A 15,489-nucleotide genomic window follows, 5' to 3' on the forward strand; every position below is an offset into this window, starting at 1 on the left:
TCCGTGCGCCCCACCCCCTTGCGAACGTGCGAAAAGGGGTGGGACGGCCGGAAGGGGGTGGGTCGGCGATCAGACGAGGAGCGCGTCGGCCTCGAGATAGCGCTCGAGGGAGTCGTCGAGCTCGTCGAGCCACGGGGTGTGGTGTGCGGCGGCGAGCGTCCCGGTCATGACCGAGGGGTACACGCGGTCGCGGTAGCCCATGATGTCGGCCTTCTTGTCGTGCTTCCAGGCGAGGAAGATCTCCACGACGCGATCGAGGTCGAACGCCGGATAGTCGGTGCACTCCAGCAGGTCGCGGATGTAGTCGGCCTGGAAGCGGATCTCCGTCGCCGCCGAGTCGATCTCGGCGAACCGCTTCCGCCACGCGGCGATGGACGCGGCACGCTCGGCCTCGTCGGGGAGGGCGATCCGGCCGAGGATGACGTCGCGCACGAACCAGGCCTGCGCGTCGAACATGTTGAACGTGAACCACTGGTCCTGCGCGCCGAGGTAGGCGAGGCGCGGGTTGCCCTGCCAGAGCACCCCCCGGTACAGCCCGTCGGGGTAGACGTTGTTCGGCGAGGACAGGGCGAGCTCCGCGGGCAGGAACGGGTACTTGTGCAGGTAGCCGGTGCAGAGGATGACCGCGTCCACCTCCTTCGAGGTGCCGTCGGCGAAGTGCACGGTACGGCCCTCGAAGCGCTCGACGCACGGACGCTCCTCGAAGCCCTCCGGCCAGTCATAGCCCATCGGCGCGGTCCGGTAGCTCGCGGTGACCGAGCGGGCGCCCATCTTGAACGCCTGGCTGCCGATGTCCTCCGCCGAGTAGCTCGACCCGATCACGAGCACGTCCCGCCCGGCGAGGGCCTCCGCGCCCCGGAAGTCGTGCGCGTGGGCGACGGATCCGGGGAAGGTCTCGATGCCGTCGAAGTGCGGCACGTTCGGGAAGGAGAAGTGACCGCTGGCCACGACGACCCGGTCGAACTCCTCCGTGGTGGTGCGCCCGGTGGGCAGGTGCTCGCTGGTGAGGCGGAACACCTCACGCTCCTCGTCGAACTCCACCCAGCGCACCGCGGTCTCGAAACGGATGAGGTCGCGCACCTGCGTCTTCGCGAGACGCCCGGCGATGTAGTCCCACAGCACCGGACGCGGCGGGTACGACGAGATCGGCCGTCCGAAGTGCTCGTCGAAGGTGTAGTCGGCGAACTCCAGGGCCTCCTTCGGGCCGTTCGACCACAGGTTGCGGTACATGCTGGAGTGCACGGGCTCGCCGTACTCGTCCAGCCCGGTGCGCCAGGTGTAGTTCCACTGGCCGCCCCAGTCGGCCTGCTTCTCGAAGCAGACCAGTTCGGGGATCTCCGCCCCCGCACGGGCCGCGGACTCGAAGGCCCGCAGCTGCGCCATCCCCGAGGGGCCGGCGCCGATGATCGCTACTCGTTCACTGTTCGTCACGTATCGTCCTCAAACTCTTCCGTCATGTATCGGGCGCAGCCGTATCCGGGAGAGGAGGACAGTTCTTCCCCGGTGGGAGCGGAACGCTCGACCCGCCCGGACAGTGGCTGCTCTTCGACGTTAGCAGTGCCCCGCGGCGACGCTGGCGGGAATGCGACGACGGCTGTCGCTTCCGCGCATCGCCGATGTCGGCGGCCGGTGCCAGGATCGGACGGTGCGACAGGACATCAGGGCATCGGAGCGGCTCGACCCGCAGGGCTCGCCGGCGCGATCGCGCGGCGCCCTCGTGCTGCTCGCAGCCGGCGTGACCGTCGTACTCTGGGCGTCGGCTTTCATCGGGATCCGTGGCGCGGGGCCGCACTACGACCCCGGGGCCTTGGCGCTGCTGCGCATGGCCGTGGGCACCCTCGTGCTGACGATCATCGCGCTCCGGCACGGCATCCGTCTCCCGGAGCGCCGCCACTGGCTGCTGATCGCCGTGTGGGGCGTCGGATGGTTCTGCATCTACAACCTTGCCCTCAACAGCGCCGAACGCACCCTCGACGCCGGGACCGCCGCGATGGTCGTGAACCTGGCGCCGCTCATGGTCGTCGTCTTCAGCGGTCTCTTCCTCCGGGAGGGATTCCCCCGACCCCTCGTGATCGGCGCTCCCATCGCCTTCCTCGGGGTGGTCCTCATCGGCATGAACTCCACCAGCAGCACCGGCCCCGACCTCACGGGCCTCCTGCTGGCCCTTCTCGCCGCGGTCATGTACGCGGGGTGCACCCTGCTGCAGAAAAACCTGCTCACCTCAGGGGTCGACGCCACCACGCTGACCTGGCTCGGGGCGGCCGCCGGCACGATCGCCCTGCTTCCCTGGCTCGGCGCCCTGATCGCCGACGTGCAGACGGCGCCCCTCGACGCAACGCTATGGGTGGTCTACCTCGGTATCTTCCCCACCGCGATCGCCTTCACCACCTGGGCGTACGTGCTGCAGCGCAGCACCGCGGGGAAGACCTCCGCGACGACGTACGTGGTCCCGGCCCTCGCGATCCTGCTGTCCTGGCTGATCCTCGGCGAGGTGCCCACCCCGCTCATGTTCGTGGGCGGCGCGCTGTGCCTGCTCGGCGTGCTCATCACGCGTCTGCGATGGCACCCGCGGACAGGGGAAGCGGTTCGACCTGGTCGAACTCGCTCCTCCGGGGAATAGCTCCGACCGCCCTGGAGAGCGCAGCGGCCACCGCCGTCCCCGCGAGGATGGCGAGAGGCACCCCGACCGCAAGGTAGTAACCGGCGTACTCCAGAAGCGCTCCGGCCAGCAGAGGCGCCGCACCGCCGGCGAGCGCTCCGAGCAAGGACGAAAGCGACAGCACGCGACCGCGGATCTGGTCGGGGATGATCAACGCGAGGTACGACCCCTGCACGGCGTTGAGAGGTATCAACGGCATCGAGGCGACGAAGCCGATGACCGCCACAGCGGGAACGCTCTGAGTAACGAGAAGAGCGGTGAACGCCAGAGTGATCATGCAGATCGATAGGCGCACGATCGCGCGCCCGCTGTATCGGCGGAGTATCCATCCCGCGACGGCTCCACCTGCGAGCACGCCTGCGCCCTGCATGGTCTGGATGGTTCCGATCTGCCACGCGGGGGTGCCTGTCTGTTGCTGGCTGAGCACGATGGTCATTCCACAGGCGCCCAGGCAGAAGTTGACCAGCACGATCAGACCGATGAGGGTTCGCGGTTGACGCCACACCGCCAGCCAACGACGACCTGCGGCGAGCGATCGCACCTCCGCTTCGTCACCGAGGCCCTCGGGGCTGAGGTCCTTGCGTATCGCGAGGGCGGATCCGACTTCTCCGAGCCGAGCGACCGCCGAGACGATCAGCGGCAACGAAGGGTGCACACCGAAGAGCAGCCCCGATACCGGTGCCGCCGCAAGCCGGATGGCTGCGTCGCGAGACTGGTTGGCTGCGGATGCCTCGGCCAGGAATCGCTTCCCGACGATGCGCGGGAGCGCGACGTCCGTGACCGTGAAGAAGAGCCCCACGACGAGCCCCTCTCCTGCCGCGATCACGATGAGCGCAGCTGTCGTCAGCGTGCCCGTGACGTACATCGCCGACAGCCCTGCGTAGATTGCGAACGCGGACGCGCCCGACCAGATCATCAGCCTTCGGGCGTCGAACCTGTCGGCGAGAACGCCACCAGGAAGGGTCGACACCGCCCGCGCGACGGCCGAGACAGTGCCGATCAGCCCTGCGAGAAAGGCGTCGGATGTGACGTAGTAGCCGAGAAGAGTGAAGGCGAAGGCCCCGATGCTCAGGCCGACTTGGGTGAGCGTGTCACCGGCGAACCACGCCCGATAGTCGCGGACGCGCCAGAGACCCAGCCGAGGCGGATTCACAGCGGGTCGGCATCGAAGATGTAGTCGAACTGGGAGTCGCCCGATCCGCACGTCGGGCAGCCCGGGTGTCGATCCCAGTTCATGATGATGCGGAGCGCTCCTGAGATGTAGTTCACCTCGACCTGTCGGCCGAGACCCAAAGGGGCCGCGTATCCGGTGATCAGGCGCATCGCCTCGTCCACGCCGAAGGACGTGAGCCTCTGAATGTGCGGCGCAATCGCCGCGGTCGCCGCGTCTCTCGCCGGCGACATCAGTGCATGGAACTGCCGCAGGAAGCCATCCGTGTTGAGTTCGTCGAAGATGTGCAAGCAATCGAGGCAGCCGGACTCTCGCGGAACCACCGAGAAGAAGCGGCCGCTGGTGTGCTGAGTGAGCATGATGACGACGGGGATTCCGAGTCGCACCGCCGCGGCGTTCGCACGGCGTTGGGCAATGAACCGAGGCTCATCGATGGCGCAGATGATGACGTCGGCTCCCCGCGCGACCCGAACGATGTCGTCCACCGAGGCGACCTTCAGATCGAACACCTCGACATCGACGTCCGGAGCGAACGCTCGACAATACTCTGCGCTTACGTCGGTCTTCTTCCGCCCGATATCACTCGTCCGGAACAGAGTCTGCCGGTTGAGGTTGCTCTCATCTACGACGTCGTAGTCCAGGATGGTGAGCTTACGGAGGCCGCACGCCAGAAGCTGCGGGAGGCTTGCGCTTCCGCCCCCTCCGAGCCCGAGCAGAACGACATGAGACTCGCGGAGAACGTGCTGGGCACGATTCGCCGCTGCCTGCGTATTCTCGGCGGCGGCCGCAAAGAACGTCTGATTGGCCTCCAGCCGAACGGGCAGGCTGTCGTAAGAGCACGCGTCCTCGATGAGGCCGCTTGCGTCGAGATACTGGATCCCCTCGCGCACGTCGTCTTCAGACAGGTCGCCGAGGGCTTGGCACGCCTCTCGAAGGACGTCGCCGTACTCACGCCTGCCGTCGAGCAGCGGTAACAGGACGCGCAATTGGCCCTGCGGGTCGGTGAGCTCCTTCGTGATCCCCTGCTGCGCGCCGATGCGGACGACATCGTCAGCGAGCCAATAGATGGGTAGCGCTCTTTTGATCTGCGGTCGCATGAAGTTCCTTCCGGCCCCGTATCGCTCGACCGAGGAGGCCGAGCGATACGGGGTGGCGTGCGCGTTCTCAGAGAACACCCCAGCTGATGTCACGTTCCTTGGTTGCCCGAACTGTGAACGACATAGCTCCTCCTCTCGCATAGTCGGGTCGGTATCGAACGAGCCAAGTATCAGCGGGTAAAACGTTGCATGTCAATGGAGGCGTTGGAGCAGACTCATCCGGCCGCTAAGCGGCGACCTCCGCGCAGGTTGCGATTACGCTGGTCGGCGGAGGGGCGCGCCGTGCGGGCCCGCGTGTGACCGAGGGAGACGAAGACCGATGACCGACGCCGACGCGCCGACCCCGCCGACGATCTCCGCACCCCCGCCACCGCCCGCGTCCGCCGCGCCGATCGCCGCCGCGGCCCCCGCCGCCGCTCCGACCGACGCCGAGATGGCGCGCGCCGGTTCCGTGCTGCAGACGATCTCCGACGCGTACTCCGCGAAGATGGTGGGCCAGGAGCGCCTGCGCACCAGCCTGCTCGTGGCGCTCATCGCCGGCGGGCACATCCTCCTCGAGAGCGTGCCCGGCCTCGCCAAGACCACTGCCGCCAGCACGCTCGCCGACACCGTGAAGGCGAAGTTCAAGCGCATCCAGTGCACGCCCGACCTCCTGCCGAGCGACATCACGGGCAACCAGATCTACGACGCCGCAACGGGCAGCTTCCGGACGGTGCTCGGCCCCGTGCACGCGAACTTCGTGCTGCTCGACGAGATCAACCGCTCCAGCGCCAAGACCCAGAGCGCCATGCTCGAGGCGATGCAGGAGCACCAGACCACCATCGGCGGCGAGATCCACCCGCTGCCGAAGCCGTTCCTCGTGATCGCGACGCAGAACCCCATCGAGCAGGAGGGCACGTACGAGCTGCCCGAAGCGCAGATGGACCGGTTCCTCCTCAAGGAGATCGTGGAGTACCCGAGCCCGGCGGAGGAGTTCGAGATCCTCAGCCGCATCGACTCGGGCGTGCTCGACCCCGACCGGCACGTGCACAGCGCCGTCACGCTGGACGACGTGCACCTGCTGCAGGACGTCGCGAGCCGCGTCTACGTCGACCCCGCGATCCGCAACTACATCGTGTCGATCGCGTACGTGACCCGGAATCCCGCGCCGTACATCGGGGAGGAGCGTGCGCGCTTCATCAAGTACGGCGCGAGCCCGCGGGCGAGCATCGCGTTCCTCCAGGCCTCCCGCGCCCTCGCCCTCCTCAGCGGCCGGACCCACGTCCTTCCCGAGGACATCCGCGCCCTGCGCCACCTCGTGCTGCGCCACCGCGTACTGCTGACGTTCGAGGCCGACGCCGAGGGCATCCGCAGCGAGGAGATCATCGACCAGATCTTCGCCGCCGTGCCCACGCCCTGACCCGTCGACACGTTCAGGGACCCCGCGCCAGATGCCCAGCCTCATCACGCAGGTGAAGAGCAAGCTCTTCATCCACTCGAACCGCAAGTCGCTGCACGCGCTCGACGGCGCCTATGCGTCGCTGCTGCACGGGCGGAGCCTCGACTTCGAGGACCTGCGCAAGTACGAGTACGGCGATCAGGTGCGTGACATCGACTGGCGCGCGACCGCCCGCCTCGGCACGCCGTTGGTCAAGCGGTCACGGGCCACGCGCATGCACACCGTGATGTTCGTCGTCGACACGGGGCGCTCCATGACCGCTCTCGCCGCGGACGAGCGCTCGAAGAAGGACCTGGCGATCCTGGCGACCGGAGCGCTCGGCGTGCTGACGCTCCGGCACGGCGACGACTTCACCGTCGTCTACGGCGATTCCTCCCGCGTCCGTCGCCTGGCGCCGGGGCGCAGCGAAGGCGCCCTGGAACACGCGCTGCGGACGATCGACCGCGCGGTCGACGACGCGGCCGCCCCCAGCGATCGCGACGCCCTGCTCTCCTTCGTCACGCGGACGATCGCGCGGCGCATGATCGTCGTCGTCGTCACCGACGAGGCCCCGGTGACGACGGAGACCGAGCGGCTGCTGCGCCGACTGCGCGTGCAGCACGACGTGCTCTGGATCACCCTGCGCGACGCCGAACCGGTGCTCGATCACCGGTCCGCGCGGCTGCGCGCCGACGTCGACAGCCTCTGGCAGGTTCCCGATTTCATCCAGGGCGACCGCACGATCGTGAACGAGCTCAGCGCGCAGCGGGCGGCGGATGCCGCCCGGCTCGCCGACCTGCTCACACGGATGGAGATCAGCCACGCCGCGCTCGACGGTCAGGACCACGCCGTTCCGCAGCTGCTGCACCTGTTGAACCGGAGGTCCGATGCCCGGTTCTGACGAGCTCTACCCCCCGGCGCAGTACGGGTGGGGATGGATGCTGCTCGCTCTCGGCGTCCTGGCGCTGCTGATCGTGGGCGCCTGGCTGCTGTTCCGGCTCACCCGCCCCCGCACCGCCGCCTCCGGAGGGTCCGCGGATGCCGGGCAGCCGTCCACGCTCGATGTGCTGTCCGCTCTGCGCTCGGAGTACCTCGACCGCATCGACCGCGTCGAGCACGACTACCGGGACCGCCGACTCTCCGCACGGCAGGCGAACCTGGAGCTGAGCCGCGTCGTACGCACGTTCGTCAACGAGTACAGCGGTCTGGAGGCACCGGTGCTCGCCCTCGACGACCTCGTGTCCCGCGGCGTCCACCCGGCGCTCATCGACGCGATGGGTCGTCACTACTATCCGAGCATCTTCCGGCAGGGGCCCGCGATCGACCCGGTCGCCGGAGCCGAAGCCGCCAGGACGGTGGTGCGCGCATGGCACTAGCGAACGTCTGGATGCTGGTCCTCGCCGCCGCTGTCGTCGTCGCCGCGGTGGTGATCGGTCTCGTGGTGGGGCTGCGCCGCCATCGGGACCGGCGTGCGGCGGACACGGCCCGCGTGGCCAGGGCGGAGCGGCTGCGGGCGCTCCCGTCCTTCCGTCAGGCGCTGTCCCGTCGCGCCGTCGCCCTGACCGGCCTGCTCGCTCTCGGCGCGGGAGCGGCACTGGCCGCCGGCGTCGTGGCCGCACGGCCGATGTCCGCCCAGACGGTGCAGCCCGTCGACACCAGCCGAGACATCATGCTGTGTCTGGACGTGTCGGGCTCGATGTCCGAGGTCGACGTCGAGGTGCTCTCCGTGTTCGACGAGCTGCTCGACGGCTTCGAGGGGGAGCGCATCGGCCTGACGATCTTCAACAGCTCGCCCGTGCAGATCTTCCCCCTCACCGACGACTACGACTTCATCCGCGAGCACCTCGCGAGCATGATGTCGAGCTTCGACTACGTGGACGAGATCCCGGAGCACTGGCTCGGCACCCTCAACGGCGACGGCGCCTCCCTCATCGGCGACGGGCTCGCGGCGTGCACCATGGGCTTCGACCACCCGGACGACGACCGGTCGCGGTCCGTGATCTTCGCGACGGACAACGAGATCAACGGCGCCTCGATCGTGACGCTCGACGAGGCCGCGGCGTATGCGGCCTCCCAGGACGTGCGGGTGTTCGCGATCAACCCGGTCGAGGGCAAGGACGCCGACGTCAGCGCCGAGCTCGCGGCCGCCGCCGAGGCCACGGGAGGCGCCGCGTACGGACTCCGTGACACGACCACGGTCGGCGACATCATCGACGAGGTGCAGAAGCAGGAGGCCACGGCGCTGCGCGGCGAGGCGCAGGTGGTCTGGACGGACACCCCGAACCTGTGGATCGCCGTTCTCTCGGTCCTCGCGCTCGGCTTCGTCGTCCTGGTGTGGAGGGTGCGCCTGTGATCTTCCAGCCCGTCCTCCCCGTGTTCCTCATCCTGCTGCTGTGCGCCGGCGTCGCCGCGGTGGGCGTCTGGATGCTCGTCCGCGCCCCGCGGGTCGGCGGCGAGGTCGTGACCGATCGACGCGCTCTCGCCGTGCACCGGTCGCTGTGGGCCCTGCGGCTCGTGATGGTCCTCGCCTGCGCCGTGATGCTGCTGCGGCCGGGGCTCCCCGGAGGATCCACGCAGACGCTGGCGACCGACACCGACATCGTGCTGGTCGTTGACACCACCGCGAGCATCGTCGCCGAGGACTGGGACGACGGCTCTCCCCGGCTCGATGGCGTCCGCGCGGACGTGCGGGCCCTCGTGGAGGAGTACCCCGGAGCCCGTTTCGCCCTGGTCACCTCGGATGCGGCGGCCGAGCTGCGGATTCCGCTGACCACCGACACCACCGCCCTCCTCGGGTCGCTGGACGTGCTGCGCCCCGAGGTCACGAGCCAGTCGCGCGGCAGCTCGATCGGCGTGGCCGCACCGCTGTTGAGCGAGACCCTCGCCGCCGCGGCGGAGTCGTCGCCGGACCGTTCGCGCATGGTCTTCTACTTCGGCGACGGCGAGCAGACGACGGGTTCCGCGCCGGAGTCCTTCGCCGACAGCGCACGCTACATCGACGCCGGAGCCGTCTTCGGGTACGGGACGGCCGAGGGCGGTCCGATGCGCGTGACGACGGGCGGCCTCGATCAGAACGGCTCCGAGTACATCCAGTACCAGGGTGCCGATGCACTCTCCGTCATCGACGAGGGGAACCTCGAGACGATCGCCGGACAGCTCGGCGTCGAGTACGAGCACCGGGAGGCGGGCGTCGCCCCGTCGCTCCCCGCCGCACCGTCGAGTACCACCGCCTATGCCGACGCCGGCGAGGTGGGGAACGTGATCGAGCTGTACTGGGTCGCCGCACTGGTCATCCTCGCCGCGCTCGCGGTGGAGCTCACCCGCGCGACGATCCTGGTCGCCCGGCTGCGCGGCCTCCGCGTCCCTCGCGCCGGACGGTCGGTTCCACCCCACACCCCCTGACGGCGCCCGAGGCCCCGGGCTTCCCTGCAGATACGGCGTGTGTGCCGTGCCTTTCGATGGTATTGTGTTACCTGTCGCAGGCTCTTATGCCTTCGACGGGGGTTCGCCGAGGCGGACGACTGCGATACGAGCATCTCTGGGGGAAGCTCTCGCGGCCGGTCGTCCGGCGATGTCGTGCCGACGTGGGGTCGGCCATCAGAAGACTGGGGAACACACATGGGGAACAGTGCTGTCTGGAAGCGCGCGCGCACGGGCGTGGCCGGAGCGCTCGCGGGGGTGATGGTCGCCGCGGGGCTGGTCGCCCTCGGTGGGGGTGCTGCCATGGCCGCCGAAGCCCCGGGCGGCCTGCCTCCGCTGTTGCAGCGGGATCAGAACGTGGTCACGTCCGATCCGATCCCGACCGTGCAGATCGACAACGGGTATGTCTGGGCGCAGACGACGATCGGCTCGATCGTGTACGCGGTCGGCAAGTTCGACAACGCGCGCGAGCCGAAGGCCGCTCCGGGGACGGCGCTGACGGCGCGCTCCAACGTGCTCGCCTACAACATCGACACGGGCGCGCTCCTGCCGTTCGCGCCGAAGGTCAACGGCGTGATCAAGGCCGTCGCCGCCTCGCCCGACGGCACCCGGATCTACATCGGCGGCTCGTTCAACAAGGTCAACGGCAAGGACCGCTGGAACATCGCCGCGATCGACGCCAAGAGCGGCGAGCTCGTCCCCGGATTCGTGCCTTCCATCGGCGGATCCGGCGTCTACGCGCTGGCGACGTCGGGGACGACCGTCTACGCCGGCGGCCTCTTCACCCAGGCCAACGGCACGCCGCGGAAGAACCTGGCCGCCTTCGACACCACCAACGGTGCCCTCCGACCGTGGGCTCCGCAGACCGACCTCCAGGTCGATGCCATGGTCATGGACCCGGCCGGCGCGGACACGATCGTCGGCGGACGCTTCTCCCAGGTCAACGGCAACACCGAGATGCGCGGCAGCGCCTCCGTGGACAAGACCACCGGAGCACTGAACACGGACTGGGGGCTGGCCAAGACCGTCAAGAACGGCGCCGGATCCGGCATCTACGCCGGCAAGGCCGGGACGTTCGGTCTCGCCACCGACGCGACGGGTGTCTACGGCACCGGCTGGGGCTTCGCCGACGCCGCGACCGGCAGCCTCGAAGGCACCTTCGCCGCCGAGGCCGGCACAGGCAAGGTGCGCTGGATCGCGGATTGCCTCGGCGACCACTACGGCGTGTACTCGACCGGCAAGGTCGTCTACACCACCAGTCACACGCATTCATGCGAAACTCTGGGACTCCACCCGGAGCAGGCTCCGCGCGTACACCGCTATTCCGAGGCATACACGGCGGATGCTCGCGGAACGCTGGCATCCGCGCCGACCGCGCCCGGTCGCAAGGACTGGGGCGGCACGCCCGCCCCGTCGCCGTACGCGTGGTCACCCGATTGGGCGGTCGGGACCACCACAGGACTCGGTCAGGCCGGGTTGTCGATCACCGGCACCGGCACCATGATCTCCATCGGCGGCGAGTTCCGCTCCGTCAACAACGGACGGTTCGAAGGACTCGTCCGCTTCTCGACCACCCCTCCAGAGGGCCCGAAGGACGGCCCCCGCCTCTCCGGCGACAAGTGGGTGCCGACCGCGACTTCGCTCACCCCCGGGCGCGTGAAGGTCACCATTCCCGCCAACTGGGACCGTGACGATCTCACGCTCACATACGAGTTGCGCCGCGCCGACTCGACCACCCCTTTGTTCACCACGAAGGTGGACTCCACGTGGTGGAACCTGCCCGCAGTCAGCTTCGAGGACACGACGGCTCCGGTCGGCGCACAGCAGCAGTACACCTTCACGGCCACGGACAGCGACGGCCACACGGTTTCGAGCAAGACGACGACCGCCACGGCGGCCGCGTCCACACCTGCGTACTCCAACGCCGTGCTCGCTGACGGCCCCCAGTTGTACTACCCGTTGGGAACCGTCGCGCAGGACGTGGCAGGTACGAACAGCCCGCTCATCCGCTCAGGAGCGACGCCTCGGTCATCAGGCGTGCCGAAGGGCGTGGCCGGGGCGACAGCCCTCGACGGGACAGAGACCGGACGAGTCGACACGACCACGAAGGCCGCGGCGCCGTCATCGTTCTCGGCCGAGATGTGGTTCCAGACCTCGACGACCGCGGGCGGCGTGTTGTTCGACTTCGAGAGTTCGGCCGCTGGCTTCTTCTCGAAGAACTACGACCGAACCGTCTACATGTCAGACAACGGCCGCCTGAACTTCGGGGTATACAACGACGGCACCAAAGTGCTCACGACCGCGACGGCATACAACGACAACCGCTGGCATCATGTCGTCGCGTCGGTGAGCCCCGAGGGAATGAAGCTCTTCATCGACGGAAAGCTCGACGGCCAGCTCCCTAACGTCACCACAGCGCAGGACTTCAACGGGTTCTGGAAGATTGGCGGTGGCAGGCTGAAGGGTTGGGCAAATGAGCCGACCAAGACTCTTGCCGCCCCTGTCAACCTTGCCGGCGATGCCCACCTCGTCGGCACTGTCGATGAGTTCGCGGTCTACCCGTATGGCCTGACCGCGGGACAGATCAAGACCCACTACAGCGTGGGGAATGGCTCCACAGCCCCCGTCGCCGCTTATACGGCCACGGCAAGCGGCCTCACCGCGGCCTTCGACGCGAGCACCTCCGTGCCGCCGGGGACGACCACGATCTCGGACTATCGCTGGGACTTCGGGGACGGTACGACCGGTACGGGCAAGACGCCGTCGCATGCCTACGCGAAGCCCGGCACGTACGCGGTCAAGCTCAGGGTCACCGACAGCCAGAATCTCGTGGGCTCGGTCACGAAATCGGTCGTCGTCCAGGGCGCCGACACGCCGCCCACGGCCTCGTTCACCCTCTCCGCCTCGGGGTTGACGGTGTCGGCGGACGCGTCGGCATCGACCGATGCCGACGGCAGCATCCGCAGCTACCGCTGGGACTGGGGTGACGGCACGACGGGTGAAGGCGCGACGGCGACGCACACGTACCCGACGGCCGGGACGCGGACGGTCACCCTCACGGTGACGGACGACGTCGGGGGCACGGCGACCACCACGCGGGAGGCCGTGGTGGCGGAGCCCGCGCCGCTCGCGAGCGACGAGTTCGACCGGACCGCCGGCCCCGGGTGGGGCGAAGCCCTCACGGGCGGCGCCTGGAAGATCACGGGAGGATCGGCCGCCGCAGCCGGCGTCGCCGACGGCTCCGGCGTGCTGAAGCTGGCCGCGGGCGATACCCGCCACGGGACGCTGAACGCGCCGTCGGTTCCGGATCCGGCATTGGAGACGACCTTCCGCATCGATCAGCCGTCGAGCACAGGAGGCTCCTACATCGGGGTCATCGCCCGCGACTCGTCCGCTGGTCGGTATCTCGTCCGCGCCTGGCTTCGCCCTGACGGCACGGTCTGGCTCGTGGCGCACCGCGACGGCACCGTCCTCGCGACCCGGGCACTGAACGGCGTCACGGTCACCCCTGGCACCACGTACACACTGAAGGCGTCCGTGACCGGAACGGACAAGACGTCGCTCGTCGCGAAGCTCTGGGTCACAGACGCCGCGGAGCCCGCCGATTGGCAGCTGCGGGCGAGCGACCCCACCCCGCTGCCGGCGGGTGGTGTGGGCCTGAGCGGCAGCCGCTCCGCGAGCGCGACCGCGCCGCTCGGCGTGTCCTTCGACACGTTCCGCGTCAGGGCAGCGGAGTAATCGGACCGCACGCGACGGACGCCGACCTCGATCAGCCGGGGTCGGCGTCCGTCGCATCGCCGTATCCGTCGCGCCTGATCGTCGCGGATAGGATGTTCAGACGCCGACGACAGGGGAGGAGGTGGGTCGTGATGCCTGCGCAGGACGACCCCGCCGCAGCCCTCCTCCGCTCGAACCGCCGTCGCCGGCTCATCCGCCGGTGGGTCGCGATCGGGACGATCCCGCTCACCCTCGCCGCCCTGCTCTTCGTGGGCAAACTGCTGAGCATGTACGCGTTCGCCCACCAGGCCATCACCGCCTACGTCGTCGACGACTTCGCGGGTTCCGAAGCCTCGGCGCGTGGACAGGACGTCCTGAACTGGTTCGAGCCGTATAAGGCCCCCTACAACATCGGCACCGCACTGGCCGGTGCCGACGAGCTCCCCGCCTCCCGTGCGGAGCTGGAGCGCTCCCTCGACCTCGCGACCGGCCTGGAGGTCTGCCCGGTCCGGATCAACCTCGCTCTCGTCATCGAGCGGATGGGCGACGCCGCCAGGGCCGACGGCGACGGCGCCGGGGCGACCGCCCTCTACGGCGAGGCGCTGACCGTCACGGTCGAGACCCCGGAGGAGTGCCGCAGCGACGAGGCGCAGCAGCAGTCCCCCGACCCCGAGCGCGACATGTCGGACACCCTGGACAACACCGAGGACCGCCTCAAGCAGAAGCAGCAGGAGCAGGAGCAGGAACAGCAGCCGCAGGAGCCGCAAGAGGATCAGGAGGAACCGCAGCCGTCCGAGGACAAGCTGCAGGACCTCCAGGACAAGCTCGAGCAGGGGACGCAGGAGCGCGACCAGCAACAGGGGGACGACCCCGGCGGCACCGGGACGGACAGGCCATGGTGAGTGATCACGAGAGGCAGCGCGCCCGCTACGTCGGCGGTACCGAGGGCGCCCCGCCCGTCCCGCCGCCCGGGGGCTACCGCGGTGCCCGGCGGCAGCAGCCGATCGACCTCACGCCACCGGTCGATCCACAGCTGCCCACGGGGGAGAAGAAGACCTCCACGACTGCGCTCGGCTGGATCGCTCTGGTCGCCGCGATCCTCTTCACGCTGATCCTGTTCGGCACGCTCGTGGTCGGCGGCACCGACCTGCTGTACGGAGTGACGATGATCACGCTGCAGCTCGTGGTGCTCGGAGTGATCGTGGCCGCGCTCTTCACCCCCGGCGGACGACGGCTCGGTGTCATCGCGCTCGTCCTCACCGTCCTGTTCAACGTCGCGACCGTGGGGGCACTCAGCGCTCTGCGCACCTCGGCATCCGGGAACTACGAAGGCGTGAAGACCGCGGAACAGCGGCACGCGGAGGCCTACCCCGGGATCAAGGGTACCTCCCCGCAGGAGGCGCTCACCCAGCAGTCCATGGAGGAGGTGCGCGCGGAGGCTGATTCCCTCTTCACCGACATCCGTGAACGGCTCACCGCGGACTTCGGGTTCACGTGGGTCCAGGTCGGCGACGAGGATGTCCGGCCGGAGCGGAACGGCTACGGCGGCGAGTCGATGCTGTCGGAGTACACGTCGGCGGCCTGGGCGACCGAGCAGCCCGTGCAGGGCTACGCGCGCAAGCTCGACGTGATGGCGGCGATCGATGAGGTCGTGGCGTCCCACGGACTGTGGAACCTGTACTCGTTCAACGATCCGACGAACTCCGGCATCGACCCGTCCATGATCGCCAAGCTCTACGGCAGCGATGACCCTCGCACGCAGACGACGTGGGAGTACTACACGGAGAACTACCCCGACCCGCTGCGCTTCTACGCGAACATCTACGATTTGTCGAACGATGCCGACGGCGGCTTCCGCAGCTCGCGGGAGGCGCAGAGCGCGCGCACCGGCGAACCGATCGAGGGGCTCCAGCTCGTCGTGATCGCCGGCAAGGTGCTGAGCGAGGACGACCGCGCGGAGTTCGAGGAGCGGCTGCAGGACTACCCCGGCTTCGAGTGACCGGCCCGG

General features: G+C 68.9%; 12 protein-coding genes. 9 read left to right on the plus strand and 3 right to left on the minus strand.

Annotated elements, in window-relative coordinates:
* Window positions 1–69 precede the first annotated feature (69 nt).
* Window positions 70–1,431 (minus strand): trimethylamine monooxygenase, encoded by a 1,362-nt coding sequence (locus AB0N68_RS05720; RefSeq protein WP_259954108.1) that lies wholly within the window; start codon window positions 1,429–1,431, stop codon window positions 70–72.
* 214 nt (window positions 1,432–1,645) lie between these two features.
* On the opposite strand from AB0N68_RS05720, the gene AB0N68_RS05725 reads away from it, so the two are divergent.
* A complete protein-coding gene (locus AB0N68_RS05725; protein WP_280565873.1) occupies window positions 1,646–2,620 on the plus strand; it encodes a DMT family transporter in 975 nt (324 codons plus the stop codon).
* Here the strand turns inward: AB0N68_RS05725 and AB0N68_RS05730 are convergent.
* Window positions 2,547–3,812, minus strand: coding sequence for an MFS transporter (locus AB0N68_RS05730; RefSeq protein ID WP_280565872.1), 1,266 nt, complete (start codon window positions 3,810–3,812; stop codon window positions 2,547–2,549). The genes AB0N68_RS05725 and AB0N68_RS05730 overlap by 74 nt on opposite strands.
* Complete coding sequence (locus AB0N68_RS05735; protein WP_268777566.1) at window positions 3,809–4,927, minus strand: HesA/MoeB/ThiF family protein; 1,119 nt, start codon at window positions 4,925–4,927, stop codon at window positions 3,809–3,811. Before AB0N68_RS05735 ends, AB0N68_RS05730 begins: the two co-directional genes overlap by 4 nt.
* 319 nt (window positions 4,928–5,246) lie before the next feature.
* On the opposite strand from AB0N68_RS05735, the gene AB0N68_RS05740 reads away from it, so the two are divergent.
* The 8 genes from AB0N68_RS05740 (at window position 5,247) to AB0N68_RS05775 (ending at window position 15,480) form a co-directional block, all read left to right on the plus strand.
* A complete protein-coding gene (locus AB0N68_RS05740; RefSeq protein ID WP_280565869.1) occupies window positions 5,247–6,326 on the plus strand; it encodes an AAA family ATPase in 1,080 nt (359 codons plus the stop codon).
* A gap of 31 nt (window positions 6,327–6,357) precedes the next feature.
* Window positions 6,358–7,245 carry a DUF58 domain-containing protein gene (locus tag AB0N68_RS05745; RefSeq protein ID WP_280565867.1) on the plus strand — a complete coding sequence of 296 codons (888 nt, stop codon included), beginning with the start codon at window positions 6,358–6,360 and terminating at the stop codon, window positions 7,243–7,245.
* Window positions 7,232–7,720 carry a hypothetical protein gene (locus AB0N68_RS05750; protein WP_280565866.1) on the plus strand — a complete coding sequence of 163 codons (489 nt, stop codon included), beginning with the start codon at window positions 7,232–7,234 and terminating at the stop codon, window positions 7,718–7,720. The genes AB0N68_RS05745 and AB0N68_RS05750 overlap by 14 nt, the downstream gene beginning before the upstream one ends.
* On the plus strand, window positions 7,711–8,697 hold the full coding sequence (locus tag AB0N68_RS05755; RefSeq protein WP_280565864.1) for a VWA domain-containing protein: 987 nt from the start codon (window positions 7,711–7,713) through the stop codon (window positions 8,695–8,697). The genes AB0N68_RS05750 and AB0N68_RS05755 overlap by 10 nt, the downstream gene beginning before the upstream one ends.
* Complete coding sequence (locus AB0N68_RS05760; RefSeq protein ID WP_292797075.1) at window positions 8,694–9,746, plus strand: vWA domain-containing protein; 1,053 nt, start codon at window positions 8,694–8,696, stop codon at window positions 9,744–9,746. Before AB0N68_RS05755 ends, AB0N68_RS05760 begins: the two co-directional genes overlap by 4 nt.
* 216 nt (window positions 9,747–9,962) lie before the next feature.
* Window positions 9,963–13,502, plus strand: a complete 3,540-nt coding sequence (locus tag AB0N68_RS05765; RefSeq protein WP_280565862.1) for a PKD domain-containing protein — start codon at window positions 9,963–9,965, stop codon at window positions 13,500–13,502.
* A 131-nt stretch (window positions 13,503–13,633) separates the two neighbouring features.
* Window positions 13,634–14,383 carry a hypothetical protein gene (locus AB0N68_RS05770; RefSeq protein ID WP_187664061.1) on the plus strand — a complete coding sequence of 250 codons (750 nt, stop codon included), beginning with the start codon at window positions 13,634–13,636 and terminating at the stop codon, window positions 14,381–14,383.
* Window positions 14,377–15,480, plus strand: a complete 1,104-nt coding sequence (locus AB0N68_RS05775; protein ID WP_280565861.1) for a DUF4064 domain-containing protein — start codon at window positions 14,377–14,379, stop codon at window positions 15,478–15,480. The genes AB0N68_RS05770 and AB0N68_RS05775 overlap by 7 nt, the downstream gene beginning before the upstream one ends.
* Window positions 15,481–15,489 lie beyond the last annotated feature (9 nt).

This window comes from Microbacterium meiriae (assembly GCF_040685015.1).
In the GTDB taxonomy this organism is placed as follows: Bacteria; Actinomycetota; Actinomycetes; order Actinomycetales; family Microbacteriaceae; genus Microbacterium; species Microbacterium meiriae.